Source organism: Roseomonas populi (assembly GCF_024594815.1).
Lineage (GTDB): Bacteria > Pseudomonadota > Alphaproteobacteria > Acetobacterales > Acetobacteraceae > Roseomonas > Roseomonas populi.
Genome location: NZ_JANJOU010000024.1, coordinates 1 through 24,334 on the forward strand (window position 1 = coordinate 1; position 24,334 = coordinate 24,334).

Below are 24,334 nucleotides of genomic sequence, written 5' to 3' on the forward strand. Positions count from 1 at the left end.
GTCGGCGGTTCCTCCGAGGTCGAGGTGAAGGAGCGCAAGGACCGCGTCGACGACGCGCTGCACGCGACCCGCGCCGCGGTCGAGGAAGGCATCGTTCCCGGTGGTGGCGTGGCCCTGCTGCGCGCCAGCCTGAAGCTGGCCGACCTCAAGGGCTTGAACAACGACGAGCAGGTCGGGATCGAGATCGTTCGGCGCGCCATTGCGGTGCCGCTGAAGCAGATCGCCGAGAACGCCGGCAAGGACGGCGCCGTGATCGCCGGTGAGGTGCTGCGCACCGACACCTACGAGCACGGCTATGACGCCCAGGCCGACGAGTACAAGAACCTCGTCCAGGCCGGCATCATCGACCCGACCAAGGTCGTGCGCACCGCCCTGCAGGACGCCGCTTCCGTGGCCTCCCTGCTGATCACCACCGAGGCGATGGTCGCCGAGCGTCCGGCCAAGGCCGCCGCTCCGGCCGGTGGCCCCGGCGGCGGCATGGGCGGCATGGGCGACATGGACTTCTGATCCCCTGGGGATCGGCTTCGATCCCCAGCAGAAGTTCAGTCCACGTGACGAAGAGGGGCGGTCCGGCAACGGGCCGCCCTTTTTCGTTGTAGGGTGGATTGTTCAGCGCGGAGGTTGGCGCGATGCCGACAGGGACGGTGGTCTGGTACCAGCCGCACAAGGGCTACGGCTTCATCCGGCCCGATGATGGCGGGCCGGATGTGATGGTTCATGAATCGGTGGTGGAGGCCGCCGGGCGGCGGGACCTGAAGAAGGGCGAGGAGATCGAGTACGAGGCGGCGCAGCTTCCGAAGAAGCCGGCGCCGATCGTCACGCGCATCCTCTCCCGCTAGGGGCTACTCCTCCCACACCTTGATGGCGGAGACCTTGCGGAGGACGCCCTTGGCGCGCTCCGCCTGGTCGGCATTGGCGACGTTCACGGTGAGAACGGCGACCGCCTTCTCGGAATCCGGCACCACATCCGGAGTGGCGGCGTTGCTCACGCCCTGGGTGACGGCGCCGGCGCCCAGGCCCGCGGCGGCGGCGGCCGCGACGGCCGGAAGGGCGGCGCCGCCAGTGGCGACCACCACGCCCGCGGCCGCCATGGCGGCACCGGCGGAGGCGATGCTGGTGCCCATGGTGCGGAGATTGCGCTGCTCATCCTCCTGTACCACGCCGTCCGTCTCGCCCGGGGCCTGGACGGGCTGGAGGCCGGTGTCGGAGGTGCGGATCGAGATCTGGTCGCGGGGGATCGCCTCCGCGGTCAGGTACTGAATGGCCGAGTCCGCCGCTTCGTGAGTGGCGAAGCTCGCCATGACCTGGCGCTGGGCGTGCGGGGCGTCTGACATGGTGCGTTCCTCTCGGGTAACCATGCCAGGGAACGCCGCTTGCGCCGGGTTGTTGCCGTCGGAACGGTTCCTCAAGGGGGCGGTTCAGGCGCCAGGCACCCTGTTCGCGTCAGGCCCCGGGGGTGAGGCCTCGGGCCGCGCGGGCGTTCACGATGAGATCGGCGAGGCGCATCGCGGAATCCCGCATCAGTGCGGCCGTCCGCTCGGGCGTGCCTGCTGGGGCGGGCGCTCCCCTGACCTCCTGCAGGACCTGCGCGACATGCCTCTGCGTCTCGGCGGAGGCTTCGGCCGTCAGGGCAGCCAGGACAAGCTGCATCAGCTTCAGGTCAGCGTTCATCTGGTCCTGAAGCGCGTCTCGGCTCGCCGGTTCGCTGATCATCCCTCGTTCCTACGCCGGTCCTGGTGGCGACATGGTGATGCCCGGCGGTCCGGACGGCAACATCAGCGCCTCCTCCTCATGCCTGGATGGATCGTGGATGGGAGGGGCCGGCAGCTGGTGGGCGATGCGGGGCTGAGGCGAGGAGCCCTGGCGGTGCCGCGATCAGGCCGTTCGTTCAGCCAGTGGCGAGGGCCACGCCGCCCAGGATCCCGGCCCGGAGGAGACCCACTGCCAGCAGCACCACGGCGACGGGCGGGACCGTGTTGCCGAACGGTGTTCGCCCTTCCGCCTCGCCCGGAGAATCGAGCATCATGACCACACCGGCACCGATCTGGCTGATGCGGCGGGGCGAGGATACCGGGCGTGCTCCGAAGCGAAGCCGGCGTTCTCCCGGCCGGGGCGGTGCATCCGCCCCGGGGCAGCGCGTCAGATGATCTGGAAGCGGGCCTTCGCCGCGCGCTCGATGGCGCCGGCCACGAGGCGGTCGATGTCGAGCGCGATCCGGAAGTCCTGCAGGAAGCGGAGTTCCTCCTGGCTGGCGTCGCCATCGGCGGCGGCGATCTCGCAGGCCAGGAGGTAGGCGGTCTCGCGCAGGCGGGGGGGCAGGGCGTCGCGGATCATCTCGCTCGCGCGGTCCAGCCCGTCCGCCTGGTCCAGCAGGCCGAGGACGACCTCAGTGACGGTGTCGATCTCGCTGGGGTGGAAGTCGCCGAAGGCCGGCAGCTCCCGCACGAGGCGGGACATGGCGGCGAGCTCCGCGTCCGTCATGCCCCGGTCGCTGACACCCATCAGCACCATGGCGCAGACCAGGGCTTCCTGCGCGGTGAAGCGCGTGGGCAGGGGGGTGGGGGCGGCGTCCATGACGTTCGTGTCCATTGTGGGGGAAGGGTTCTTCCGCCGCGGGCTCCGCGTCAATCGGTGGGACGATCACCATTTAGGAAGCTGCGCGTCGCCCGGACCGCCTCGGCCAGCCCCATGCGGTGGGCGGCCACGCCTTCCGGCAGGCCGGCGAGGAGGCGGGTGGGGGCGCGGGAATCCAGCAGCACGAAGACGCCGCGGTCGTCCGCGCGGCGGACCAGGCGGCCGAAGGCCTGGCGCAGCCGGTGGCGGGCGATGGCGTCGTCATAGGCCTTCGGGCGGGCGCCGGAGAGGTGGGTCCGGCGCTCCCGGTGCAGGATGGTGGGGCGGGGCCAGGGGATGCGGTCGAAGACGAGCAGGCGCAGGGAGCGGCCGGGGACGTCCACGCCGTCCCGCAGGGCGTCGGTGCCGAGAAGGCAGGAATCCTCCTCCGCCCGGAAGACGTCCACGAGGGTGGCGTTGTCCATGGCGTCCACGTGCTGGGCGTAGAGGGGCAGGCCGGCGGCCTCCAGGCCCGGGGCCATGCGGCGGTGGGCGTCCCGCAGGCGCCGGATGGCGGTGAAGAGGCCGAGCGCGCCGCCGCCGGAGGCGCGGAAGAGCTGTTCCATCGCCATGGCGGCCTGCGGTCCCTCCCGCGAGACATCCGTGACGACGATGGCGAGGGTCTGGTTTGGGTAGTCGAACGGGGAGGGGACGGCGGCACGGATGGCAGGGCTGGCGATGTGGTTCGCGCCGGTGCGGGCCTCCGCCTCTTCCCAGGCGGATTCCGGGTCGCCCTCGCCGCTGTCGCGCAGCGTGGCGCTGGTGATGAGAAGGCCGTGGGCGGGGGCGGCGACCACGGTGGCGAAGGGCTGGGTGGGGTCCAGGAAGTGGCGGTGCAGGGCGGCGTCGATCACGCGGCCCTCGCGCCGGGTGATGGCGAGCCAGTCCACGTGGAGGGGGCGGTTGCCCGGCTCGGGCGGGCGGTCCGACAGGGCCTTCAGCATGGCGCGCCAGGCGCCGAGGGGGCGCAGGCCGCGGCGGTCCACGGTGCGGCGGGCGGTGTCCAGTCGGATGCGGTCGCCGGTTTCCAGCTCGGCGTCCGGATCTTCCAGCAGGCCGGTGAGGCGGGCGTGCAGGGCCTGGAGGGGGGTCTCGATGAGGCGAAGGGCCTCCTCCAGCGCCGCGCCGGCCTCCGCTACGCCGGGGTTGAGGGGATGAAGGTCGCACTCGGCGTCGTAGCCGACATCCGCCTCGGGGCTGCGGGCGAAGACCTGCAGGATGACCGTGCGGAGGAAGGTCTCGCCGGGGTTGGTCTTCGCGGGGTGGCCGGGGAGGTCCTCCGCTTCCAGGTCGTGCTCCTCCGGCTCGCCGAGGCGGGAGGACCAGCCGGGGCCGGGGAGGCTGCCGGCGTGGCGCAGTGCCTCCTCGACGAGGGGCAGGAGGGCGGGGTGGTCGCCCGTGACCTCCTCCAGGCGGCGGCGCAACCCGCGGGCGCGGCCGCGGCCACCCTCGGCGCCGAGGAGCCAGCGGCGGAGCTCGGCCATCTCGCCGCCCGATATCTCCGCAGAGAAGGCGGCGTCGGCGGCGTCGAAGAGGTGGTGGCCCTCGTCGAAGACGTAGCGGAGGGCGGGCTTGTCGTCGCCGCCGCCGAGCGCGGCCTGGACCATGACGAGGGCGTGGTTGGCGATGACGAGGCGCGCGGTGCGGGCGCGGCGAATGGAGTGCTCCACAAAGCAGCGGCGCCAGTGCGGGCAGGCGGAGTGGATGCACTCGCCGCGGCGGTCCGTGAGGCCGGCGACGTGGCCCCAGGGGAAGAGTTCCGCGATCCAGCCTGGGAAGTCGCCGCCCTGCATGTCGCCATCTCGCGTGGCGGCGGCCCAGCGGGAGACGAGGGATAGGGCGAGGAGGCGGGAGGGCATGGCGCCGTTCACCGCCTCCTCGTGGTTCAGGAGGCAGAGGTAGTTCTCGCGGCCTTTCCGGATCACGACATGCTGGCGGCGCTCCGCCGGGTCGGGGAAGAGACGGAAGAGCTCGCTGTCGATCTGGCGCTGGAGGTTGCGGGTGTAGGTGCTGACCCAGACGGGGGCGCCGTTGCGCTCCGCCCAGAGAGAGGCGGGGGCGATGTAGCCGAGGGTCTTGCCGGTGCCCGTGCCGGCCTCCGCCAGGACGAGCTGGGGGTGGCCCTCCGCCTCGCGCGGGGCGAAGGCGAGGGAGGCGGCGGAGGCGTAGTCGGCCTGGGCAGGGCGGGTCTCGGCGTCGGCGCCGAGGATCTCGGCCAGGCGCTTGCGGGCTTCCAGCGGCGCGATGGGGATGGACGCGGGCGGGGTGGGGGGCGCCGTTTCCTCCCATTCCGGCAGGCGGCGCCAGACCTTCAGCGCGTCCGTTCCCGGCCGCGCCTCCGGCTGACCGAGGGCGGCGAGGAGGCTTGGGGCCCAGGGCCAGTCCGAGGCGTCGCGGAGCCGGGCGGCGAGCATGCCGGCGTCGCGGTTCAGCAGCGCGTGGCGGGTGGAGGCGAGGCGGCGGAGGAGGGTGGTCGCGATCTCCGGTAGGAGGATCGCGGCGGCCTCGTCGTCCTTCGGCGGTTCCATGTCCAGCACCAGGGCCAGGCCGCGCGGGGTGGGGGCGGCGAGCTGGGCGGGGAGGACGAAGGCGAAGAGTTCGAGGAGGTCGAAGGCAACCGGGAAGGGCGGCAGGCCCAGGCGGCGGGCCGTGGCGGGGGCGTGGACGAGGAGCGGAGGCGGCAGCTCGGACAGGCGGCCGGCGAGGGCGGCGGTGGGGAGGGTCTCGATCTCGCCATCCGGGGTGAGGATGGTGGCGCGGCCGATTCCGGCGACCAGGGCGGGGGCCTCGGGCAGTAGCAGTCGGGGCGTTGAAGAGGGGGGCGCCGCGGAGGGGGCCGGGGGCGGGGGCATTAGCGGGTCTATACCCGCTTTGTTCGCGGCGGGGGGGCCTGGGGCTTTCCGGGGGGGGGGGTTCCCGCGGGGGGGGCGGGGGGGGGGGCCGGGGGCGGGGGCATTAGCGGGTCTATACCCGCTTTGTTCGCGGCGGGGAGCCCGCGCCGTCGCCAATCTTTTGCCGAATCTTTCGTGCAGGAGAGGGGTTCGGCGAACGCCTTAGCTTGTATAAGGCAGCGATCCGGGATCGCCGATCAACAGAGCACGGGAAGGCAAGCGTGAACCATATTGCGCCGTCGGGCACCTCCACGAAGCTGAAGCCGGGTGTCGTCACCGGCCAGGACTACCTGACCCTCCTCGCCGCCTGCCGCGAGGGCGGCTACGCCCTGCCGGCGGTGAACGTGGTGGGGACGAACTCCATCAACGCGGTGATGGAGGCGGCGGCGAAGAACAAGTCCGACGTCATCATCCAGCTCTCTAACGGCGGCGCGCGCTTCTTCGGCGGCGAGGGCTGCCCGGACGCCGATGCGGCGCGGGTGCTGGGCGCGGTTTCCGCCGCGCAGCACGTGCACACGCTGGCCGCCGCCTACGGCATCTGCGTGGTGCTGCACACCGACCACGCCGACCGCTCCCTCCTGCCCTGGATCAACAAGCTGATCGACCACGGCGAGGAGCACATGAAGCGGACGGGCAAGCCGCTCTACTCCTCCCACATGATCGACCTCTCGGCCGAGCCGCTGGACGTGAACATCGCGGAGTGCGCGACCGTGCTGAAGCGCATGGCGCCGCTGGGGATGAGCCTGGAGATCGAGTTGGGCGTGACGGGCGGCGAGGAGGACGGGATCGGGCACGACGTGGATGAGAGCGCCGACAACGCGCATCTCTACACGCAGCCCGAGGACGTGCTGAAGGCCTGGGAGGTGCTGTCGCCGATCGGGCACATCACCATGGCGGCCTCCTTCGGGAACGTGCACGGCGTGTACGCGCCGGGCAACGTGAAGCTGCGGCCGGAGATCCTGAAGGCGTCGCAGGAGGCGGTCTCCGCCAAGTTCGGCGGCGGGACGAAGCCGATGAGCCTCGTCTTCCACGGCGGCTCAGGGTCCGAGAAGGACAAGATCGCGGAGGCGGTGTCCTACGGCGTGTTCAAGATGAACATCGACACGGACACGCAGTTCGCCTTCTCCGAGCCGGTGGGCGCCTATGTCGATGCCAATCCGGTGGCCTTCAAGCACCAGATCGATCCCGCCACGGGCAAGCCGCAGAAGAAGTTCTACGACCCCCGCAAGTGGCTGCGGGCCGGCGAGAAGGGTGTGGCGAAGCGGCTGGACGAGGCCTTCGCGGATCTTGGTTCGGCCGGGCGCACGCTGGCCGGCTGACCGGATGCGGGCGGGGGCTCCGGCCTCCGCCCCTTGCGGTGAGCGCAAAATGTCGGGAGACTGCCCCTCAATAGGCTTTTCCTATCGATCCAAATGGACCTTTGTATTTCATTGGGTCGAACTACCTCCCTAGCGTCGCATGCATAAGCGACTTGGCAGGGAGAGAGCCGAAATGTCGGATAAGCCGCAGGGCGTGGGCCTGACCACGCGCCAGGGACATCCGGTCTTCGACAACCAGAACACGCGCAGCGTCGGATCGCGCGGGCCGCTGGTGCTCGAGGACTATCAGTTCCTCGAGAAGATGTCGCATTTCGACCGGGAGCGTATTCCGGAGCGAGTGGTGCACGCGCGCGGCGCGGCGGCACACGGCATCTTCGTGCCGACCGGCAAGGCGGGCGACGATCCCATCACCAAGTACACCCGGGCCAAGGTGTTCACCCCCGGCACGCAGACGCCGATCTTCCTGCGTTTCTCCACCGTGATCCATGGCGGGCACAGCCCGGAGACGCTGCGCGACCCCCGCGGCTTCGCCATCAAGTTCTACACGGAGACCGGCAACTGGGACCTGGTGGGGAACAACCTGAAGGTGTTCTTCATCCGCGACGCCATGAAGTTCCCGGACATGGTCCACGCCTTCAAGCCGGATCCGGTGCACAACCGGCAGCAGATGAACCGGTTCTTCGACTTCGTGAGCTGCACGCCCGAAGCGACGCACATGATCACCCACCTGTTTTCGCCCTGGGGCATTCCCGCGACCTATCGGGAGATGCAGGGTTCCGGCGTGAACACCTACAAGCTGGTGGATGCCGAGGGTAAGACGGTCCTCTGCAAGTTCCACTTCCAGCCGCGCATGGGCGTGCGGAACCTGACGGCCGAGCAGGCTTCGGAGATCCAGGCGAAGGACTTCAACCACGCCACCGGCGACCTGTATGATGCGATCGCGCGCGGCGAGTTCCCGGAATGGGACTTCTTCATCCAGGTGATGAGCGACGACGAGCATCCCGAGTTGGACTGGGATCCGCTGGACGTCACGAAGCTGTGGCCGGAGGAGCAGTTCCCCTTCCTGCATGTCGGCCACATCCAGCTGAACCGGAACCCTGTGGATTACCACAACGAGGTGGAGCAGGTGGCCTTCGGCACGGGCGTGCTGGTGGACGGGATCGACTTCTCGGACGACAAGATGCTGCAGGGGCGGACCTTCGCCTATTCGGACACGCAGCGTTACCGCGTTGGGCCGAACTACCTGCAGTTGCCGATCAACGCGCCGAAGTGCCCCTTCGCGACGAACCAGCGCGGCGGGCAGATGAGCTACCACGTGGACGGCGCGGAGCAGGGCGCGAACAAGCACGTGAACTACGAGCCGTCCAACTTTCACGGGCTGGTGGAGCAGCCGCGGCTGGGACCGCCGCCGCGCATCCAGGTCTCGGGCGAGGTCGGGCGCCAGAAGATCGAGCGCACCAACGACTTCAAGCAGGCCGGGGAGCGCTGGCGGCAGTTCTCCGACTTCGAGCGGGACGACCTCGTGAAGAACCTGGTCGGCGCGCTCTCCGAGTGCGCGCCGGTGATCCGGGAGAAGATGGTCTGCTACTTCATGCAGGCGGACCGGGAGTATGGGCGGCGCGTGGCCGAAGGGCTGGGCATCTCCATGCCGGAGCGGCAGGCGGCCGAGTAAGGCGAGAGGCCGCCCGGGCGACCGGGCGGGACCGGTGACGGGGAGGGGCGGGTGCCGGCGGTGCCCGCCCCTTTTCCGTGGCGCCGCCGCCGTGCTGGAATCGCGCCATGTCCTCACCCTCCAAGGCCAGCGCGATCGTCGAGCGGATGGTGGCCGCGATCGAGGGCGGGACGCTGCGGCCGGGGGAGCGGGTCGCCTCGGTGCGGGAAGGGGCGCGGGATCAGGGCGTCTCCAAGAACACGCTGGCGGTCGCCTATGACCAGCTCGTCGCCTCCGGCCACCTGGAGGCGCGGCGGGGGGCGGGGTACTTCGTGGCGACGGCGCCGCGCCTTCCGCCGCGGCGGCCGGGGCCGGAGGTGGAGGAGGCGCTGGACCTCGTCTCCCTGCTGAGGGAGCAGACGGAGGCGCACTACAGCGTGCGGCCGGGCGAGGGGCGGCCGCCGCCGGCCTGGATGGAGGAATCGGAGCTCGGGGCGCATTTCGCCCGGGCGGCGCGGTTCGGCGGGCAGGGCGGGGCGCATGATTACGGCAGCGCCTGGGGATATGAGCCGCTGCGGGAGCGGATCGCGCTCTCCCTGCAGGAGCGGGCAATCCCCTGCCCGCCGGATCAGGTGCTGCTGACGGGTGGGGCGAACCACGCGCTGGACCTGATCATCCGGCACATGGTGGAGCCGGGGGACGCGGTGCTGGTGGACGATCCCGGCTACTACCCGCTCTTCGGCAAGCTGCGGCTGGCGCGGGCGCGGGTGGTGGGGGTACGGCGCGGGCCGGAGGGGCCGGATCTGGAGGATCTGGCGGAGAAGCTGGCGGGGGTGCGGCCGAAGCTCTTCTTCACGCAGTCCCTGGCGCATAATCCGACGGGCGGGACGCTGGTGCCGGCCGTGGCGCATGCGGTGCTGCAGGCGGCGGAGCGGTACGGGTTCCATATCGTGGAGGACGATCCCTTCGCCGATATCCTGCCCGCCACGGCGACGCGGCTGGCGGCGCTGGATGGACTGCGGCGGGTGCTGCACGTCGGCACCTTCTCCAAGACGCTCTCGGCCTCGCTGCGGGTGGGCTTCGTGGCGGCGGCGCCGGAGCTGCTGCGGGCGCTGGGGCACATGAAGCTGCTGACGGTGGTGGCGACCTCGCAGTACGCGGAGCGGCTGGTGGCGGGGCTGATGGCGGGCGGGCACTACCTGCGCCACCTGCGGCGGCTGCGGACGCGGGTGGAGCGGGCGACGGATCAGGCTCTGCGCGACCTGGGAGCGGTGGGTCTGCGGCCGCCGCGGCCGCCAGGGGGCGGGTTCTACTTGTGGACGCCGCTGCCGGACGGGGTGGAGGAGGCGGCGATCGTGCGGGAGGCGGCGGCGCGCAGCATCTTCCTGGCGCCCGGGGCGGTCTTCAGCCCTGAACGCCAGGCGACGGCCCCGATGCTGCGGCTGAACGTGGCGCATGCCAGCGACCCGCGCTTCATCGCCTTCCTCCGCGAGCGGCTGGGGGGCTAGCCGGCGCGCATCCGCTCCAGCTCCGCCACGGCCACGTCCTGGCGGACCTGGCGGCGCTCCACGAGGATGGCGGCGAGGCGGGCTACCTCGTCGCCCGTGGCGCCGGCGGCGATGGCGACGTTGTTGGCGTGCAGGGCCATGTGCCCCTTCTGGATGCCGGTGGTGGCCAGGGCTTTCATCGCGCCGAAGTTCTGGGCGAGGCCGACGGCGGCAATGATGCGCGCGAGCTCGGCTGCAGTGGAGACGCCGAGGATCTTCAGGCAGGCGCGGGCGGTGGGGTGGATCTTCGTGGCGCCGCCGACGAGGCCGACGGGGAGGGGGACCTCGATGGAGCCGGCGAGGTGGCCCTCCGCCGTGACCTCCCAATTGGTGAGGCTGGTGTAGCGGCCGTTGCGGGCGGCGAAGGCGTGGGCGCCGGCCTCCACCGCGCGGGTGTCGTTGCCTGTTGCGAGCACCACGGCGGAGATGCCGTTCATGATGCCCTTGTTGTGGGTGGCGGCGCGGTAGGGGTCGGCCTCCGCGAAGTGGTAGGCGCTGATCATGCCGTCGCGCACGGCCTCTCCGCCGATGGATTCGGCCGTCCAGGTCGCGCGGGCGCGGGCGAGGCGGCGGTCGGCGAGGTTGGAGAGGATGCGGAGGAAGACCTTGCCGCCGGTCCAGGCCTCGATCCTCGGGGCGAGGGTCTCGGCCATGGTGTTGACGGTGTTGGCGCCCATCGCGTCGCGCGTGTCCACGATGAGATGCGTGACGACCATCGGGCCGCCGCGGGAGGCGACGACGCGGACTTCGAGGTCGCGGAAGCCGCCGCCGAGCTGCACCAGCATGGGGTCGCAGCCGTCGCAGGTGGTGGCGATCTCCTCGCGGTGCTCGAGGATGCGAAGGCGGGCGTTCTCCGGGTCCGTGACGCCGACGAGCTGGACCTGGGCGATCATCAGGTTGCCGGAGACGGAGGTGGTGAAGCCGCCGGATTCGTAGCACTGGCGCGCGGAGTTGCAGACGGCGGCGACGACGGAGGATTCCTCCGTGGCCATCGGCACCAGCACGTCGCGCCCGTCCACGCGCATGTTGGTGGCGACGCCGATGGGGATGGAGAGGGTGGCGACCACGTTCTCGATCATGTGGTCGGCCAGGTGCGGGTCGATGTTGCCGGGCGCGGCGAGCTGGGCGCGCGTGGTGTCGTCCAGGTTCGAGAAGGCGGCGACGGCCTCCAGCCGCTCCGCCGTGCTCATGCGGTGGAAGCCCGGGATGCGGGAGGTGAGATTGCTGATGGTCATGGTCTGTCCGGGAAGAGGGGGCGGGCTTCTGCGGTGGGCGGCGGCTACTCGAGGCGGATGTTCGCCTCGCGGATCACGTCGCCCCAGCGGCGGGTGTCGTTGACGAGGGCGTCGCGGAGCATGGCGGCGTCGCCGCTGACGAGCTCCACGCCCTGGTCGGCCATGCGGGCGCGCAGGGCCGTGTCGTCCGTGGCGGCGCGGAGGGCGGCGGCGGCGCGGGCGATCACGGGAGCGGGGGTGCCGGCGGGGGCGAAGAGGCCCTGCCAGAAGAAGACCTCGAAGCCCGGCAGGGTCTGGGCCACGGGAGGGAGTTCCGGGTAGCCGGCAATGGGTGCCGTGGCGGTGACGGCGAGGCCGCGCGTGCCGCCGTCGGAGAGGGTGGTCTTGGCCTCCTGGATGGCCTGGAACACGGCGTGGACGCGGCCCTGGCGCAGGTCCAGCGCGGCCGGGGCGCCGCCGCGATAGGGGACGTGGACGATGTCGATGCCGGCGCGGGAGCGGAACAGCTCCAGGCAGAGGTGGCTGACGGAGCCGGTGCCGGGGGAGCCGAAGAGGACCTTGCCGGGGTTCGCCTTGCAGTGGGCGATGAGCTCCGCGGTGTTCCGGGCGGGCACGGAGGGGTGGACGTGCAGGATGAAGGGGGTGCGGAAGACGGTCCCGATCGCGTCCAGCTCGCGGGCCGGGTCCTTCGGCGTCAGGTTGGGCTGGAGGGTCTGGTTGATGGCCAGGGTCGTCGTGCCCATGACCAGGGTGTAGCCGTCCGGACGGGCGCGGGCGCCGTAGGTGGCGGCGACGGAGGTGGCGGCGCCGGGGCGGTTCTCGACGACGACGGGGACGCCGAGTTGGCGCGACATCGGATCGGCCACGGCGCGGGAGGCGAGGTCGGTGACGCCGCCGGGCGGGTAGCCCTCGACGAGGGTGATGGCGCGGTCGGGCCAGGGAACCGGCGAGGCGGCCTGCTGCGCGCGGGCGGCGAGGGCGGGCAGCGCGAGGGCGCTGCCGAGGAGGACGCGGCGGTGCATCGTGGACGTTCCCTGATCGTTTTGTTGCGATCAGGGTGTCCTGCCGCGGGTCAGGCGGGAAGGGACGGTTCGCGGGTTTCGGGCGCGGGCTGTCCCAGGCTGAAGGCTGGGACAGTTTGGCGGAAGCTGGCCGCCGGGCAGGCCATGCGGGCCACCGGGCCGAAGGGATCCTGGCCTTCCCGCCATGCCCGTTCAGCGGCTCAGCGCGTCCCTCGCGATCTCCGCCTCCGTGGGAGCCGCGATGTGCCGGTAACGCGCCTCGGCGAATTCGAAGGCCCCGAAGGCCGCGAGGCCGAGGGCGACGAGGGCGAAGATGATCTGCCCGAGCGGCTGCTCCTGCAGGGCGAGCAGGGCGCCGCCGAGGCCCCGCGCCTCTCCCGCATCGGACTGCCACGCCGCGATCAGCAGGAAGACGGCGATGATCAGGAAGACCGCGGACCGGGCCGCGTAGCCGGCGCGGCCGAGAGGGATGACCCAGTTCGCCACGCCGGGATCGCAGGCGAGGTGCTTCCTGAAGGAGGCGGTCCAGGCCTTCGCGGCCATGCCGATCGCCGCCCCCAGCACGGCCAGCGCGACGGCCCCGGTGAGCCAGCGGCCGAAGGGCTGGCCGAGGAGCCACCGCGTCCAGTCGCGCGTGGCCTGCTCTTCCTCGCCGCCAGGGGTGGAGCCGGTGAGGAGGCTGACGGCAAAGACGCCGAGGCTGACATAGATGGCCGCGGAGACGAGCTGGCCGGCGCGGGCGACGAGGGCGGAGGGGGACCGGCCGCGACGGTCCGCGTCCAGGATGGATTGCAGCAGGCGCCAGAGGGCGAAGCCGAAGAGGCCGAGGGCCACCACCGCGAGGAGCACATAGCCCCAGACCTGGGAGAACAGCGCTTCCAGGGCGCCCTTGGAGCCCGTGACCTCTCCGCCCGGACCGAAGGCGGCGAGCAGCGCCAGGAGCCCGACCAGGAGGTTCACGAGGCCTCTCGCCGCGTAGCCGAGGCGGGCGAGGAGTTCGAGGCGGTTGCTGCTGGAGGAAATCATCATGTCCGGTCCGCGCCGAGGGGCCGGCAAAGAACGTTGTGGCGGGGGCGGTGGTTCGGCCGGATGCTGTCCTGGCACGAGCGCCGGGCAGCCGTGAGAGGGGTGTTGTGATGCCGATGCTTGACGCAAGGTGCCTCTGCGCGGGCACCGCGCCTTCGCGCGGGCAGCGGCGAAGGGCCGTGACATGAGCGCCGATGCCGAGGCCGCGGGGGGGCTGCTGGAGGGACACCGCCCGGCGCGCCGCGCCCTGTTCGTCGCCAATGGGAAGAGCCGCCGGGGCGCGGACGGGGCCGATGCGGCCGCCGCCGCGCTGGAGCGCGGCGGGATCCGCCTTGTGCGCGAGCCCTGCACCGATGCCGAAGCGCTCCGCGCGGCCATCCGCCGGATGGCCGGGTCCGTGGACATGGTGATCCTGGGCGGCGGGGACGGGACGATGAACTCCGCCGCGCCGGCCCTGATCGAGACGGGGCTGCCGCTGGGCATCCTGCCACTGGGCACCGCGAACGACCTGGCGCGGACACTGGGCATTCCCACCGAGCTGGATGAGGCAGTCCAGGTGGTGCTGGAGGGAAAGCCGCGCCGGATCGACCTGGGGGAGGTGAACGGCCAGCCCTTCTTCAACGTGGCGAGCATCGGGCTGAGCGTGGCGGTGACCCGGGAGCTGACGGGCGAGGTGAAGCGGCGATGGGGGCGGCTGGGCTACGCGCTGGCCACCTGCCGGGCGCTGTGGAAGATGCGGCCTTTCCGCGCCGAGATCCGGCACGACGGCACGGGGCACAGGGTGCGGACGCTGCAGGTGGCCGTGGGCAACGGGCGGTTCTACGGCGGTGGAATGACGATCGACGAGGGCGCCGCGATCGATGATGGCCGGCTCAACCTCTACAGCCTGGAGTTCGAGGGGCTGTGGAAGCTGGCGCTGATCTACCCGGCCTTCCGGTCCGGTCGGCACGGGCTGTGGCACGAGGTCCGGACCGCCTGCATGGAGGAGGTGGAGATCCGGACGCGCCGCCCGCGGCCGGTGAACACCGACGGCGAGCTGACGACGCGGACGCCCGCGCGGTTCCGCGTTCTCCGGGGCGCGGTCAGTGTTCTGGTGCCGCCTTCCCGGGACCTGTGACGGAAGGCGGGGCGGGGGGCCGGCGCGCCCGGCGGCGCGCGCGCTGGATGGACAGCAGGACGAGCCAGCAGAGCAGTGCCCAGGCCGCGCCCACCGCCCAGCCGGCCAGGACATCGGTCGGCCAGTGGACGCCGAGATAGACCCTGCTCAGCCCGACCGTGACGGTGAGGAGCGTCGCCACCGCCAGAAGGTAGATCTTGGTCCGCCAGGCCGCCTGCACCCGGGCCAGAAGAGCGCCCAAGGTCAGGTAGACGATCGCGGAGAGCATCGCGTGCGCGCTGGGAAAGCTCTGCGTGTAGACCGCGGTGCCGTGCGGGACGAGGTCGGGGCGCGGGCGGTCGAACCCCCATTTCAAGGCGTGGGCCAGCAGCGTGCCTGTGATGAGGGAGGCCGCGATCATGGCGGCGGCCCTCCGCTTTCCCGTGAGGACCAGGAAGCCGGTGATGGAGAGGGAGAGGATGGCGAGCACGACGTTGCCGCCGAGGGCGGTGAGGTCGCGCATGATCTCCTCCAGCCAGCGGGGGCCGATGGGATCGGAGAGGTCGGCGGGGTTGCGGAGCGCCAGGAGCACGGCGCGGTCGAAGGCGTTGGTGTCGCCCTCGGTCACCTCGGCGGCCAGGTTGACGAAGGCGAAGAGCGAGATGGCGGTGAGGGCAATGGCCACCAGGGTCCAGCGCTCCATGCGCGTGACCCGTTCCGGCAGCGTCCAAAGCCAGGCCTTGCGTCCCGTCACGGTCCTCGCGCTCCCGTCCCCGGCATTATCCCATGATGGGCCGGAGGGGCTAACGCGCGGGGCGGTGCTTCGGTCGGGCAGGGGGTGGCGGGGAGGGTGAATCCTCCCCGCCCGTCACTCAGGCCGCCACCGCCACGGGCAGGGCCTCGGCGATCTGGACCGCGTTCAGGGCGGCGCCCTTCAGCAGCTGGTCGCCCACCACGAAGAAGTCGATGCCGTGGTCGCCGAAGACGAGGCTCTGGCGGATGCGGCCGGCCTCGACGTCGTAGCGGCCGCTGGCGGTCAGCGGCATCGGGTAGAGGGCGTTCTCCACGTCGTCCACCAGCTTCACGCCGGGGGCGTTGGCGAGGGCGGCGCGGGCGGCCCCCGGGGTGATCGGCTTCACCGTCTCGATCGTCGCGGCCTCAGCGTGGGCCCGCAGGGTGGGGACGCGGACGGCGGTGCAGGAGACGAGGAGGTCCGGCAGGCCCATGATCTTCCGGGTCTCCCAGGTGACCTTCATCTCCTCCCGCGTGTAGCCGTTGGGCTGGAAGCTATCGATGTGCGGGATGAGGTTCATCGGCAGCGGGTGGCGGAAGACGTTGTTCTTCGCCGTGCCACCGTTGAGGAGAACCTCCTTCAGGCCCGTCTCCAGCTCCTCCATGCCCTCGGCGCCCGCGCCGGAGGCGGCCTGGTAGGTGGAGACGATGACGCGCTTCAGCCCGAACTCCCGGTGCAGGGGGGCCAACGCCACGGCCAGGATGGCGGTGGTGCAGTTCGGGTTGGCGATCAGGCGGGCGCCCTTCGCGGCCTCGGCGTTCACCTCGGGCACGACCAGGGGGACGCTGTCGTCCAGGCGGAAGGCGGAGGAGTTGTCCACCACCACGGCGCCGGCCGCCACCAGCTCCTTCGCGTGGGCCTTGGACCAGTCGCCGGAGACGGCGAGCAGGGCCAGGTCCAGCCGCGGGGGCTTGGCGGGATCGTAGACCTCGATCGTTTTCTCACCGAAGGGGGTCTTAATTCGGGTGCCGGCGCTGCGGGTGGAAGCGAAGAGGCGCAGCTCGGTCACCGGGTAGCGGCGGTCCCCCAGGACCTGCACCAGTTCCTTGCCGACCGCGCCCGTCGCTCCGAAAACCCCAACGCGCATGACCATTTCTTCCTTCGAGGCGTTGTTGCCGGGGCGGGTCGCCAGGGACTCATCCCAGGACCCACCCGTGCCAGTGTGGCATGGGGCTTATACAGGCGGTGCGAGGCGATGCGAGGCGCTTGTTTCGGGGACCAGACCCGCCCAGCGGCGGAAACGAGCCCTTCAGACGTCACGCGCCTCTCCGTTGACCCCGAGGGGGCGCGGGGGCATGTGGGCCGGGCTATGGAACGTCCCCCCGCCGATCCCTCTCTCCGCGACGTGCGCGCCTGGCCTTTCGAGGAGGCCGCGAAGGTCGCGGACCGCGCCTCGGTGAAAGCCAAGGGGGCGGCGCTGTTCGAGACGGGGTACGGGCCTTCCGGGCTGCCGCATATCGGCACCTTCGGGGAGGTGGCGCGCACCACCTGGGTGCGGCGGGCCTTCGAGCGGCTGACCGGGCTGCCGGGCCGGCTGCTGGCCTTCTCCGACGACATGGACGCGCTGCGGAAGGTGCCGGACAACATCCCGAACCCGGAGCTGCTGCGGGCGAACCTGGGCAAGCCGGTGTCCCGCATCCCCGATCCCTTCGGGACCCATGAGAGCTACGGGGCCCACAACAACGCGCGGCTGCGGGCCTTCCTGGAAGCCTTCGGGTTCGAGTTCGAGTTCGCCTCCTCCACCGACTACTACACCTCCGGCCGCTTCGATGAGGCGCTGCTGCGGATGCTTGCGGTGCACGAGGAGGTGCGGCAGGTGATCCTGCCGACGCTGGGTCCGGACCGGCGTGCGACCTACTCGCCCTTCCTGCCCATCCACCCGAAGACCGGCCTCGTCATGCAGGTGCCGATGGAAGAGGTGCGGCCGGAGGCGGGAACCGTGGTGTGGCGCGACCCGGAGACGGGGGAGCGGTTCGAGACGCCGGTGACGGGCGGCCATGTGAAGGCCCAGTGGAAGGCGGACTGGGCGCTGCGCTGGTACGCGCTGGGCGTGGACTATGAGATGTCCGGCAAGGACCTGATCGACAGCGTGAAGCTCTCCTCCGCCATCTGCCGGGTGCTGGGCGGTGAGCCGCCGGTGGGCTTCACCTATGAGCTGTTCCTGGATGCCCAGGGGCAGAAGATCAGCAAGAGCAAGGGCAATGGGCTGACCATCGACGAGTGGCTGCGCTACGCGCCGCCCGAGAGCCTGTCCCAGTTCATGTACCAGCAGCCCGGGCGGGCGAAGCGGCTGCACTTCGATGTCATCCCGCGCGCCACGGACGAGTACCTGGCGAACGTCGAGAAGCTGAAGGCGGCGAACGACCCGGCGAACCCGGCCTGGCACCTGCACGGTGGGGCGCTGCCGAACGGGGCGGGGAGCCCGATCACCTTCACCCTTCTGCTGAACCTGGCGGTGGCGGCGAATGCCGAGACGCCGGAGATGCTGTGGGGCTACCTGCGGCGGCACGCGCCGGAGGCGACGCCGGAGGCCTCGCCGATGCTGGCGACCCTGGTGGAGCGGGCCAGCGCCTACTACCGGGACATGGTGAAGCCGACGAAGAAGTTCCGGGCGGCCAGCGAGGCGGAGCGGGAGGCGTTGCTGCACCTGGCCGCGCTGCTGCGGGAGAGCCAGGGGCGGATCGAGGCGCTGCCGGCTGCCGAGCGGCCTGGGGCGATCCAGGACCTGGTCTATGACGCCGGGCGGCGCGAGCCCTTCCTGCAGCCGGGCAAGGATCCGTCCCGGCCGGGGGTTTCCAGGGCTTGGTTCGCGGCGATCTATCAGGTGCTGCTGGGGCAGGAGGAGGGGCCACGCTTCGGCGGCTTCGTCGCCCTCTACGGCATTCCCGAGACCGTTGCCCTGATCGAGGGCACGCTGGCGAAGGACGTGGCCGCCGCATGAACTGGGCGCTGATCCGCAAGCACGGGCCGACCGTCTTCGGGCTGGTCCTGCTCGTGGGGGCGCTCTACGTCGTGCAGAAGGAGTTCCGCAGCCTTTCGGTCGCGGATGTCGGGAAGGCGCTGGATGGGACGCCGCGGCACACGCTGTGGGTCGCGGCCGGGTGGACGCTGATCGCCTACGCGGTGCTCACCGTCTATGACCGGCTGGGATCGGTCTATGCGGGGAAGCCGATCTCCTATCTGCGGACATCGCTGGCTTCCTTCTGCGCCTACACGCTGGCGCACAACCTGGGCTTCGCGGCGGTCTCGGGCGCTGCGGTGCGATACAGGTTCTACGCGGCCTGGGGGCTGACGCCGGTCGAGATCGCCAAGGTGATCGCCTTCACCTCCCTCACCTTCGGGCTGGGGGGCTTCGCTCTGGGCGGGCTGGTGCTGGTGCTGGAGCCCTCCGTCCTGCCCTGGGTAGGAGTGGGGGAGGCGGTGCCGCCCTGGGTGGCGCAGGCCGTCGGCGTGCTGATGTGGTGCATCGTCGCGGTCTATCTCGTGCTCTCCCGGGCACTGCCGCACTTCACGATCTTCAAGCACCGGATCGACCTGCCGGGGTTTCGCATGGCGCTGGCGCAGGTGGCGCTGGCGAGCGTGGACGTGGCGGTGACGGCGGCGATCTTCTACGCGCTGCTGCCGGAGGCGCCGGGGCTGACCTACTGGCGCTTCCTGGGCATCTACATCGCGGCCTATACGGCGGGGCTGGCGGCGAGCGTGCCGGGCGGGTTGGGCGTGTTCGACGGCTTCATCCTGCTGAGCCTGGAGCCCTACCTGCCCTCCGCCCAGGTGGTGGGGGCGGTGCTGCTGTTCCGGCTGTTCTACTACATCGTGCCGCTGTTCCTGGCGGGCGGGCTCTTCGCGGCCTTCGAGCTGAGCCAGCGCCGGCCCTCCATGGGGCGGATCCAAACGGAAGCCCGGGTGACGGGGGCGCTGGAGGTTCCCGTGCTGGCCGGGCTGACGGGGCTGGGGGGCGTGGTGCTGCTCTTCGTCGGGGCGTTGCCGGCGCGGGCCACGGACATCGCCTCCTGGGGCGGGGAATGGGCGGCGCTGGCGAGCCAGTTCGCGGCCTCCATCGTGGGGTCCCTGCTGCTGGTGGTTTCCTACGGCATGCTGCGGCGGCTGCGGATCGCCTGGTGGGCGGGGCTGTTCCTGCTTGCCAACGGGGTGTGGATCCTGCTGGTGCGGGGCGATCCCTGGTGGGTGGCCGCGGGGTATCTCGGCACCGGGCTGTTCCTGGCGGCGATGGGACATGCCTTCTACCGGGACGCGCGGCTGACAGGGGAGCCGCTGACGGGATCGCGGGTGTTCTCCCTCGCCGCCGGCGTGATCTGCGGGCTGACCCTGGCCACCGTGGCCTATCACGGGCGCTTCTCCACCGCCGCCTGGTGGGAGGTGGTGGTGGAGTCGGGGACGCCGGCGCCGCTGCGCTTCGCCGTGCTGGCGGCGGTGGCGCTGCTGCTCTTCGCCGCCTTCCGGCTGCTGCGCCCGGCGCGGCTGCGGACGGAGGATTACGACGAGTCCTCCCAGGCGCGGCTGATGGCGCTGGGGGCGAGGCTGCCGGACCATGCCGACGGGGTGGTTTTCGCCGATAGCGACCGGGCCGGCTTCCCGTTCCGCAAGCTGGACGGAGTCTGGGTGGCGGAGGGCGACCCGGTAGGGACGCCCGAGGCGCGGACCAATGCGATCTGGCGCTTCCGCGACCTGTGCGACGCCGCCGGGGTGGCGCCAGCCTTTGCCGGGGTAGGGCAGGGTATGCTGCGCGCCTACGAGCAGGCGGGGATGGCGCCGGTGACGATGCCGGACGGGCGGGTGATGGTGATCTCCGGCGAGCAGGACCCGAAGAAGGTGCTGCGGCTGCTGGCCGAGGGCGGCGCCGGGGACTGAGCGCCGCCTGCCGGCCTGTCCCTACTGGCCGGTTCCTATTGGCTGGCCCCTATTGGCTGGCCCAGACGATGCGGTGCATCCAGGTCAGCTCCTCCAGCCCGAAGCTGTAGTTGGGATGGGCGGGGTTGAGGCTGGCGAGCTCCACGCGGCGGGCGGATTGGCGGAGCAGCTCCTTCGCCATCACCTCGCCGCCCTTGGTGCGGACCACCACGCGGTCCCCGCGGCGGACAGGGGCGGAGGGGGAGACGATGATGATGTCGCCGTCCCGGAAGACGGGCTCCATCGAGTCACCGCTGATTTCCAGGGCGTAGGCGTTCGGGTCGCCGACCTCCGGCAGGCTGATCTCGTCCCAGCCGCCGCCGACGGGGTAGCCGCCATCGTCGAAGTAGCCGGAGCTGCCGGCCTGGGCGAGGCCAATCAGGGGAATCCTGCGGCTGGGGCGGGCGGCGGCGCGGAAGGTGCCGGTGATGAGGCTGGCGAACTCGTCCATCCCCGAGCCGGTTGCGGCAAGGACCTTCGCCACGCTCTCCGTGGACGGCCAGCGGGCGCGCCCGTCCGGGCCGATTCGCTTGGAAGGGTTGAAGGCGGTCGGGTCTAGTCCCGCCTTGCGGGCGAGGCCGGAGGCGGAGAGGCCGTTCTCCGCCGCCAGCGCGTCGATCGCGCGCCAGATGTCGCTGTGCTGCATGTTGGCCATATTATAGGTGAGAAATCTGTGGGCAACAGGAATTGGATCATAGAATCGGCTTGACGGTCACAACGACGTGGGTTGATGTTCATGTTGTGTTCACAACCGATAGGGATCAGCCCCCGATGACCCGTCCTTCTGCCGGTGCCCTGCGCGCCACGGCACCCGCCTTGTCCGGTATCGACAAGGTCCAGCCTTTTATAAGCGCCGAGGAGGCCTGGTTCTGGACGATGGCCGCTCTCGTTGCCCGGCGCGACGGGGCACGGATCGTCTCCGGCCGTGGGCTCGTGGCGCGGCCCTGCGAGCCGGACGACGTGGTGAAGTGCCTGGACCGGCTGTACCGGCAGCGGCGGATCGACCTGGCCCATGCCCGGATCATGCGGATCTGGGGGGAGCGCGGCGTCTCGCCCGACCCGACGGCCCCGCGCGAACGCGGCGACCATCGGCTGTGGCGCGAGGCGATGGAGCGGCTGGACTGGCCGCTGCGGATGAAGGGGATCGTGGCCGGGCCCGAGCCGCGGGACGCGGCGGGCGAGGTGGTGGCGTTTCCGGCGTCCTGAGCCCGTGATTCAAGCGCCAATCGTGCCGGCGCCCGATCTGCTCGCCGCCCCGGGAGACCGGGGCGGCGATCGTCGTTCGGGGGCTGGATCCGCCGGGGCGGGGCATCGGCGGGCCGCCGATTCGCGGCCGCAGGTGCTGTGGCTCGCCTTCGGTGGCGGGGCAGACCAGGGCTGGATGCGGCTGTTGCGGCCGGGGTTCCGGCATTGCTTCGCGGGGCTGCGGGACGAGGCGGGTTGGACGGTGCTGGACCCGCTGGCCGGCCGGTTGCTGGTCACGCGGCTGACGGTGGAGCCGGGTTTCGACCTGCCGGGTTTCTGGCGGCGGGCGGGGTGCCGGGTGCTCGGGCCCTTCGTGCCGGGGGCGCCGGCGCGGGGCTGGCCGGGGGTGGTTCCGCTCTCCTGCGTGTCGCTGTGCCGGGCGCTTCTGGGGCCCGCGGCACCCTTCGCGGTGACGCCCTTCGGGCTTTTCCGTCGTCTGAAGAAAGTTTCCCCAGAAAAGGAAAATGTTCTTGACGAGTGCGTCCTCCGCGGCTAGAACCCCTCTCATCAACGGGCGAACTGCGCCCGGTGACTTCCCCCGATTTCCTGAACCTTCGCAGGCCCGGCCCGGACCCCTCCGGTGCCGGGCCTTTTCGATTTCGGGCCCGGGTTTCCAAGCAGAGGAGCAGGCCGGCGCATGGGCGAGAGCACCCCTTTCCCGCCGCACCCCGAGGGAGGGGTGGCGGCATGACGCCCGACGAGATCATCGCACGCGCCGAGCGCGCCCTTGAGCGCCGCCGCCCCTGGGAGGGCGTGTGGCGGGACTGCTACGACCACGTCCTGGCCACCACCCCCGGGGCGGGCGGGCCGGCGCTGTACGACGGCACGGCGGCGGACGCGGCCGAGGGGCTGGCAGCCTCGCTGCTGGCGGAGCTGACGCCGCCCTGGTCGCGCTGGTTCGGGCTCTCCCCCGTGGACGAGGCGGCGGACCCGGCGCTGGCGGGGGTGCTGGAGCGGGCAGCGGAGGTGTTGCAGGGGCACCTGGACCGCTCGAACTTCGCGCTGGAGATGCACCAGGCCTTCCTGGACTTGGTGGTGGCCGGGACCGGGGTGTTGCTGGTGGAGGAGGCGCCGCCGGGCGAACCCTCCGCGCTGCGCTTCACCGCCGTGCCGCTGCGCGAGGCGGTGCTGGAGGAGGGCGTGACGGGGCGGCTGGATACAGTGTTCCGGCTGGTGCGGATGACGGCGGACGCCATGGCGGCCCGGTATCCGGAGGCGGTCCTGCCGCCGGGGATGTTCCAGTCCGGCGACCCCGAGGCGACGCACAAGGTGATCGAGGCGGTGTGGCCGGGGCGTTCCGGGCCGCGCTTCGCGGCGGTGCTGGAGCGGGAAGGGCGCGGGACGCTGCTGGCGGGCGGGCGGTTCGACCAGAGCCCGTTCCTGGCCTTCCGTTGGCTGAAGGCGCCGGGCGAGACCTATGGCCGCGGGCCGGTGATGAAGGCGTTGCCGGACATCCGCACCGCGAACAAGGTGGTGGAGCTGGTCCTGAAGAACGCCTCCATCGCCGCGACAGGGATCTGGCAGGCGGATGACGACGGGGTGCTGAACCCGGCGACGGTGCGGCTGGAGCCGGGCTCGATCATCCCGAAGGCGGTGGGGTCCGCCGGGCTGACGCCGCTGGCGGCGCCGGGGTCCTTCGACGTGTCGCAGCTGGTGCTGACCGACATGCGCTCGCGGATCCGGTCGGCGCTGCTGGCGGACCGGCTCTCCGTGCCGCAGCGGCCGGGCATGACGGCGACGGAGGTGCTGGAGCGGAGCGCGGAGACGGCGCGGCTTCTCGGCGCGACCTATGGCCGGCTGCAGGCGGAGTTGCTGACGCCGCTGGTGGCGCGGTGCCTCTCCATCCTTCGGCGGCGGGGAGAGGTTCCCCCGATCCCCTTGGATGGGGGAGAGGCGCGGATCGCCTATCAGTCGCCGCTGGCGCGGGTGCAGGGGCGGGCGGATGCCTCCAACACCTTGCTCTTCCTCCAGGCCGTGGCGGCGCTGGGGCCGGGGGCGGCGGGGGTCGTGGACCTGCCCGCGGCGGCCCGGCACCTGGCCCGCACCCTTTCCGCCCCGGGCGCCATTCTGGCGCCCGTGTCCGTTCAAACACCTGATGGGAAGCCCAGTGCATGAGCGAGAACCTGCTGGAGGTTGATCCGCAGCCCGAGGACGCCTCCAGGACAGTGGCGGAGGCGCCGGAGCGCACCGGGCGGCCGGAGGACGTGCCTGAGAAGTTCTGGGACGCCGAGCGTGGTGCGCTGCGGGTGGAGGCGCTGCTGAAGTCCTACCGCGAGCTGGAGCGGAAGCTTTCTGCCCGCTTCGCGCCGCCCGGCGACGACGCGCCGGAGGAGGAAAGGCAGCGCTTCCGTCGGGCGATAGGCGTGCCGGAGACGGCCGAGGAGTACGTGGTGGAACAGCGGCACGAGCTGGTGGGGGCCGATCCCGAGGTGAATGCGCTGCTGCACGAGGCGGGCTTCACGCCGGCCCAGGTGCAGGTGGTCTATGATCTGGCGGCGGAGCGGCTTCTGCCGATCGTGGCCGAGGCGGCAGGCCAGTTCGAGGCGGAGCGTCAGCGCGACCGCCTGCGGGCCGAGTTCGGCGGGGAGGAGCGGTTCCGCCGCACGGCGAGGCAGATCGCGTCCTGGGGCAAGGCCAATCTGCCGGCCGAGGTGATGGCCGCGCTCTCCACCACGGCGGACGGCGTGATCGCGCTGCACCGCATGATGGAGAAGGGCGAGCCCGCCTTGGCGCGGCACGGCGCGGCGCCGGAGCCGATGGACGAGGCGGCGCTGCGCAAGATGATGCGCGATCCCCGCTACTGGCGCAGCCGTGAGCCGGACTTCGTGAAGAAGGTGACGGAAGGCTTCCGCCGGCTCACGGGAGGGTGATGCAAAACCCTCAACTTGATCTTCAGGTTTTCTGCGTAAGCTACTGAAACCGGAATCGGGAAGCCGCGTTTTCCCGATACCTCGATGCGATGGGCAGTCACCGACTGCATCCCCCCAA

At 71.4% G+C, this 24,334-nt stretch carries 23 protein-coding genes; 12 read left to right on the forward strand and 11 right to left on the reverse strand.

The window, feature by feature from the left end; all coding sequences use genetic code 11:
* Positions 1-507, forward strand: a 507-nt coding sequence (locus NRP21_RS22065) for a TCP-1/cpn60 chaperonin family protein (RefSeq protein WP_308219927.1), incomplete at its 5' end; no start/stop codon positions are given.
* A gap of 122 nt (positions 508-629) precedes the next feature.
* The gene (locus NRP21_RS22070; RefSeq protein ID WP_257718403.1) at positions 630-839 is read left to right on the forward strand and encodes a cold-shock protein; all 210 of its coding nucleotides are present in this window, start codon (positions 630-632) and stop codon (positions 837-839) included.
* 3 nt (positions 840-842) lie between these two features.
* On the opposite strand, the gene NRP21_RS22075 is transcribed toward NRP21_RS22070, so the two are convergent.
* The 5 genes from NRP21_RS22075 to NRP21_RS22095 all read right to left on the reverse strand — a co-directional run bounded on the left by NRP21_RS22075 (position 843) and on the right by NRP21_RS22095 (position 5,465).
* Positions 843-1,334, reverse strand: a complete 492-nt coding sequence (locus NRP21_RS22075) for a hypothetical protein (protein WP_257718404.1) — start codon at positions 1,332-1,334, stop codon at positions 843-845.
* A 109-nt stretch (positions 1,335-1,443) separates the two neighbouring features.
* Positions 1,444-1,713 (reverse strand): hypothetical protein, encoded by a 270-nt coding sequence (locus tag NRP21_RS22080; RefSeq protein ID WP_257718405.1) that lies wholly within the window; start codon positions 1,711-1,713, stop codon positions 1,444-1,446.
* Positions 1,714-1,888: 175 nt separating this feature from the next.
* Positions 1,889-2,026 carry a hypothetical protein gene (locus NRP21_RS22085; RefSeq protein ID WP_257718406.1) on the reverse strand — a complete coding sequence of 46 codons (138 nt, stop codon included), beginning with the start codon at positions 2,024-2,026 and terminating at the stop codon, positions 1,889-1,891.
* Positions 2,027-2,139: 113 nt separating this feature from the next.
* Entirely contained in the window at positions 2,140-2,589 is a 450-nt protein-coding gene (locus NRP21_RS22090; protein WP_257718407.1) for a tellurite resistance TerB family protein, read from the reverse strand.
* A 35-nt stretch (positions 2,590-2,624) separates the two neighbouring features.
* Positions 2,625-5,465 carry an ATP-dependent DNA helicase gene (locus NRP21_RS22095; RefSeq protein WP_257718408.1) on the reverse strand — a complete coding sequence of 947 codons (2,841 nt, stop codon included), beginning with the start codon at positions 5,463-5,465 and terminating at the stop codon, positions 2,625-2,627.
* Between the two features lie 260 nt (positions 5,466-5,725).
* Here NRP21_RS22095 and fbaA point away from each other — a divergent pair, with 260 nt between their 5' ends.
* The 3 genes from fbaA to NRP21_RS22110 all read left to right on the forward strand — a co-directional run bounded on the left by fbaA (position 5,726) and on the right by NRP21_RS22110 (position 9,982).
* Positions 5,726-6,823 (forward strand): class II fructose-bisphosphate aldolase, encoded by a 1,098-nt coding sequence (gene fbaA, locus NRP21_RS22100; RefSeq protein ID WP_257718409.1) that lies wholly within the window; start codon positions 5,726-5,728, stop codon positions 6,821-6,823.
* A gap of 172 nt (positions 6,824-6,995) precedes the next feature.
* Positions 6,996-8,495, forward strand: coding sequence for a catalase (locus NRP21_RS22105; protein ID WP_257718410.1), 1,500 nt, complete (start codon positions 6,996-6,998; stop codon positions 8,493-8,495).
* A gap of 107 nt (positions 8,496-8,602) precedes the next feature.
* The gene (locus NRP21_RS22110) at positions 8,603-9,982 is read left to right on the forward strand and encodes an aminotransferase-like domain-containing protein (RefSeq protein WP_257718411.1); all 1,380 of its coding nucleotides are present in this window, start codon (positions 8,603-8,605) and stop codon (positions 9,980-9,982) included.
* Here the strand turns inward: NRP21_RS22110 and NRP21_RS22115 are convergent.
* The 3 genes from NRP21_RS22115 to NRP21_RS22125 all read right to left on the reverse strand — a co-directional run bounded on the left by NRP21_RS22115 (position 9,979) and on the right by NRP21_RS22125 (position 13,307).
* Positions 9,979-11,256 carry a hydroxymethylglutaryl-CoA reductase, degradative gene (locus tag NRP21_RS22115; protein ID WP_257718412.1) on the reverse strand — a complete coding sequence of 426 codons (1,278 nt, stop codon included), beginning with the start codon at positions 11,254-11,256 and terminating at the stop codon, positions 9,979-9,981. The two genes, NRP21_RS22110 and NRP21_RS22115, sit on opposite strands and share 4 nt — an antisense overlap.
* A gap of 44 nt (positions 11,257-11,300) precedes the next feature.
* Positions 11,301-12,278, reverse strand: coding sequence for a Bug family tripartite tricarboxylate transporter substrate binding protein (locus NRP21_RS22120; RefSeq protein WP_257718413.1), 978 nt, complete (start codon positions 12,276-12,278; stop codon positions 11,301-11,303).
* Between the two features lie 192 nt (positions 12,279-12,470).
* On the reverse strand, positions 12,471-13,307 hold the full coding sequence (locus NRP21_RS22125; protein WP_257718414.1) for a DUF1206 domain-containing protein: 837 nt from the start codon (positions 13,305-13,307) through the stop codon (positions 12,471-12,473).
* A 181-nt stretch (positions 13,308-13,488) separates the two neighbouring features.
* On the opposite strand from NRP21_RS22125, the gene NRP21_RS22130 reads away from it, so the two are divergent.
* Positions 13,489-14,421, forward strand: a complete 933-nt coding sequence (locus NRP21_RS22130; protein ID WP_257718415.1) for a lipid kinase — start codon at positions 13,489-13,491, stop codon at positions 14,419-14,421.
* Here NRP21_RS22130 and NRP21_RS22135 read toward each other — a convergent pair.
* Both NRP21_RS22135 and NRP21_RS22140 read right to left on the reverse strand, forming a co-directional pair.
* A complete protein-coding gene (locus tag NRP21_RS22135) occupies positions 14,387-15,154 on the reverse strand; it encodes a phosphatase PAP2 family protein (protein WP_257718416.1) in 768 nt (255 codons plus the stop codon). The two genes, NRP21_RS22130 and NRP21_RS22135, sit on opposite strands and share 35 nt — an antisense overlap.
* Before the next feature lie 118 nt (positions 15,155-15,272).
* Positions 15,273-16,280 carry an aspartate-semialdehyde dehydrogenase gene (locus tag NRP21_RS22140; RefSeq protein WP_257718417.1) on the reverse strand — a complete coding sequence of 336 codons (1,008 nt, stop codon included), beginning with the start codon at positions 16,278-16,280 and terminating at the stop codon, positions 15,273-15,275.
* A 222-nt stretch (positions 16,281-16,502) separates the two neighbouring features.
* On the opposite strand from NRP21_RS22140, the gene NRP21_RS22145 reads away from it, so the two are divergent.
* Positions 16,503-18,134, forward strand: coding sequence for a lysine--tRNA ligase (locus NRP21_RS22145; RefSeq protein ID WP_257718418.1), 1,632 nt, complete (start codon positions 16,503-16,505; stop codon positions 18,132-18,134).
* Positions 18,131-20,062: a phosphatidylglycerol lysyltransferase domain-containing protein gene (locus NRP21_RS22150; protein ID WP_257718419.1), complete on the forward strand. Its 1,932-nt coding sequence runs from the start codon at positions 18,131-18,133 to the stop codon at positions 20,060-20,062. Before NRP21_RS22145 ends, NRP21_RS22150 begins: the two co-directional genes overlap by 4 nt.
* Positions 20,063-20,111: 49 nt before the next feature.
* On the opposite strand, the gene NRP21_RS22155 is transcribed toward NRP21_RS22150, so the two are convergent.
* Positions 20,112-20,747: a S24 family peptidase gene (locus NRP21_RS22155; protein ID WP_257718420.1), complete on the reverse strand. Its 636-nt coding sequence runs from the start codon at positions 20,745-20,747 to the stop codon at positions 20,112-20,114.
* A gap of 125 nt (positions 20,748-20,872) precedes the next feature.
* On the opposite strand from NRP21_RS22155, the gene NRP21_RS22160 reads away from it, so the two are divergent.
* The 4 genes from NRP21_RS22160 (at position 20,873) to NRP21_RS22175 (ending at position 24,216) form a co-directional block, all read left to right on the forward strand.
* A complete protein-coding gene (locus tag NRP21_RS22160; RefSeq protein ID WP_257718421.1) occupies positions 20,873-21,307 on the forward strand; it encodes a hypothetical protein in 435 nt (144 codons plus the stop codon).
* 133 nt (positions 21,308-21,440) lie between these two features.
* On the forward strand, positions 21,441-21,842 hold the full coding sequence (locus tag NRP21_RS22165; protein WP_257718422.1) for a hypothetical protein: 402 nt from the start codon (positions 21,441-21,443) through the stop codon (positions 21,840-21,842).
* Between the two features lie 191 nt (positions 21,843-22,033).
* Positions 22,034-23,461, forward strand: coding sequence for a portal protein (locus NRP21_RS22170; protein WP_257718423.1), 1,428 nt, complete (start codon positions 22,034-22,036; stop codon positions 23,459-23,461).
* On the forward strand, positions 23,458-24,216 hold the full coding sequence (locus tag NRP21_RS22175) for a capsid assembly protein (RefSeq protein ID WP_257718424.1): 759 nt from the start codon (positions 23,458-23,460) through the stop codon (positions 24,214-24,216). The genes NRP21_RS22170 and NRP21_RS22175 overlap by 4 nt, the downstream gene beginning before the upstream one ends.
* The last annotated feature ends 118 nt before the right edge of the window (positions 24,217-24,334 follow it).

What these genes read in the sequence shown, in the direction of transcription:
- NRP21_RS22160 (WP_257718421.1), top strand. Translation starts at nt 20,873, where the DNA reads ATGACCCGTCCTTCTGCCGGTGCCCTGCGCGCCACGGCACCCGCCTTG.
- NRP21_RS22085 (WP_257718406.1), bottom strand. Translation starts at nt 2,026, where the DNA reads ATGATGCTCGATTCTCCGGGCGAGGCGGAAGGGCGAACACCGTTCGGC.
- NRP21_RS22075 (WP_257718404.1), bottom strand. Translation starts at nt 1,334, where the DNA reads ATGTCAGACGCCCCGCACGCCCAGCGCCAGGTCATGGCGAGCTTCGCC.
- NRP21_RS22175 (WP_257718424.1), top strand. Translation starts at nt 23,458, where the DNA reads ATGAGCGAGAACCTGCTGGAGGTTGATCCGCAGCCCGAGGACGCCTCC.
- NRP21_RS22105 (WP_257718410.1), top strand. Translation starts at nt 6,996, where the DNA reads ATGTCGGATAAGCCGCAGGGCGTGGGCCTGACCACGCGCCAGGGACAT.
- NRP21_RS22145 (WP_257718418.1), top strand. Translation starts at nt 16,503, where the DNA reads ATGGAACGTCCCCCCGCCGATCCCTCTCTCCGCGACGTGCGCGCCTGG.
- NRP21_RS22090 (WP_257718407.1), bottom strand. Translation starts at nt 2,589, where the DNA reads ATGGACACGAACGTCATGGACGCCGCCCCCACCCCCCTGCCCACGCGC.
- NRP21_RS22095 (WP_257718408.1), bottom strand. Translation starts at nt 5,465, where the DNA reads ATGCCCCCGCCCCCGGCCCCCTCCGCGGCGCCCCCCTCTTCAACGCCC.
- NRP21_RS22125 (WP_257718414.1), bottom strand. Translation starts at nt 13,307, where the DNA reads ATGATGATTTCCTCCAGCAGCAACCGCCTCGAACTCCTCGCCCGCCTC.
- NRP21_RS22150 (WP_257718419.1), top strand. Translation starts at nt 18,131, where the DNA reads ATGAACTGGGCGCTGATCCGCAAGCACGGGCCGACCGTCTTCGGGCTG.
- NRP21_RS22155 (WP_257718420.1), bottom strand. Translation starts at nt 20,747, where the DNA reads ATGCAGCACAGCGACATCTGGCGCGCGATCGACGCGCTGGCGGCGGAG.
- NRP21_RS22120 (WP_257718413.1), bottom strand. Translation starts at nt 12,278, where the DNA reads ATGCACCGCCGCGTCCTCCTCGGCAGCGCCCTCGCGCTGCCCGCCCTC.
- NRP21_RS22080 (WP_257718405.1), bottom strand. Translation starts at nt 1,713, where the DNA reads ATGATCAGCGAACCGGCGAGCCGAGACGCGCTTCAGGACCAGATGAAC.
- NRP21_RS22115 (WP_257718412.1), bottom strand. Translation starts at nt 11,256, where the DNA reads ATGACCATCAGCAATCTCACCTCCCGCATCCCGGGCTTCCACCGCATG.
- NRP21_RS22110 (WP_257718411.1), top strand. Translation starts at nt 8,603, where the DNA reads ATGTCCTCACCCTCCAAGGCCAGCGCGATCGTCGAGCGGATGGTGGCC.
- NRP21_RS22140 (WP_257718417.1), bottom strand. Translation starts at nt 16,280, where the DNA reads ATGCGCGTTGGGGTTTTCGGAGCGACGGGCGCGGTCGGCAAGGAACTG.
- NRP21_RS22130 (WP_257718415.1), top strand. Translation starts at nt 13,489, where the DNA reads ATGAGCGCCGATGCCGAGGCCGCGGGGGGGCTGCTGGAGGGACACCGC.
- NRP21_RS22170 (WP_257718423.1), top strand. Translation starts at nt 22,034, where the DNA reads ATGACGCCCGACGAGATCATCGCACGCGCCGAGCGCGCCCTTGAGCGC.
- NRP21_RS22070 (WP_257718403.1), top strand. Translation starts at nt 630, where the DNA reads ATGCCGACAGGGACGGTGGTCTGGTACCAGCCGCACAAGGGCTACGGC.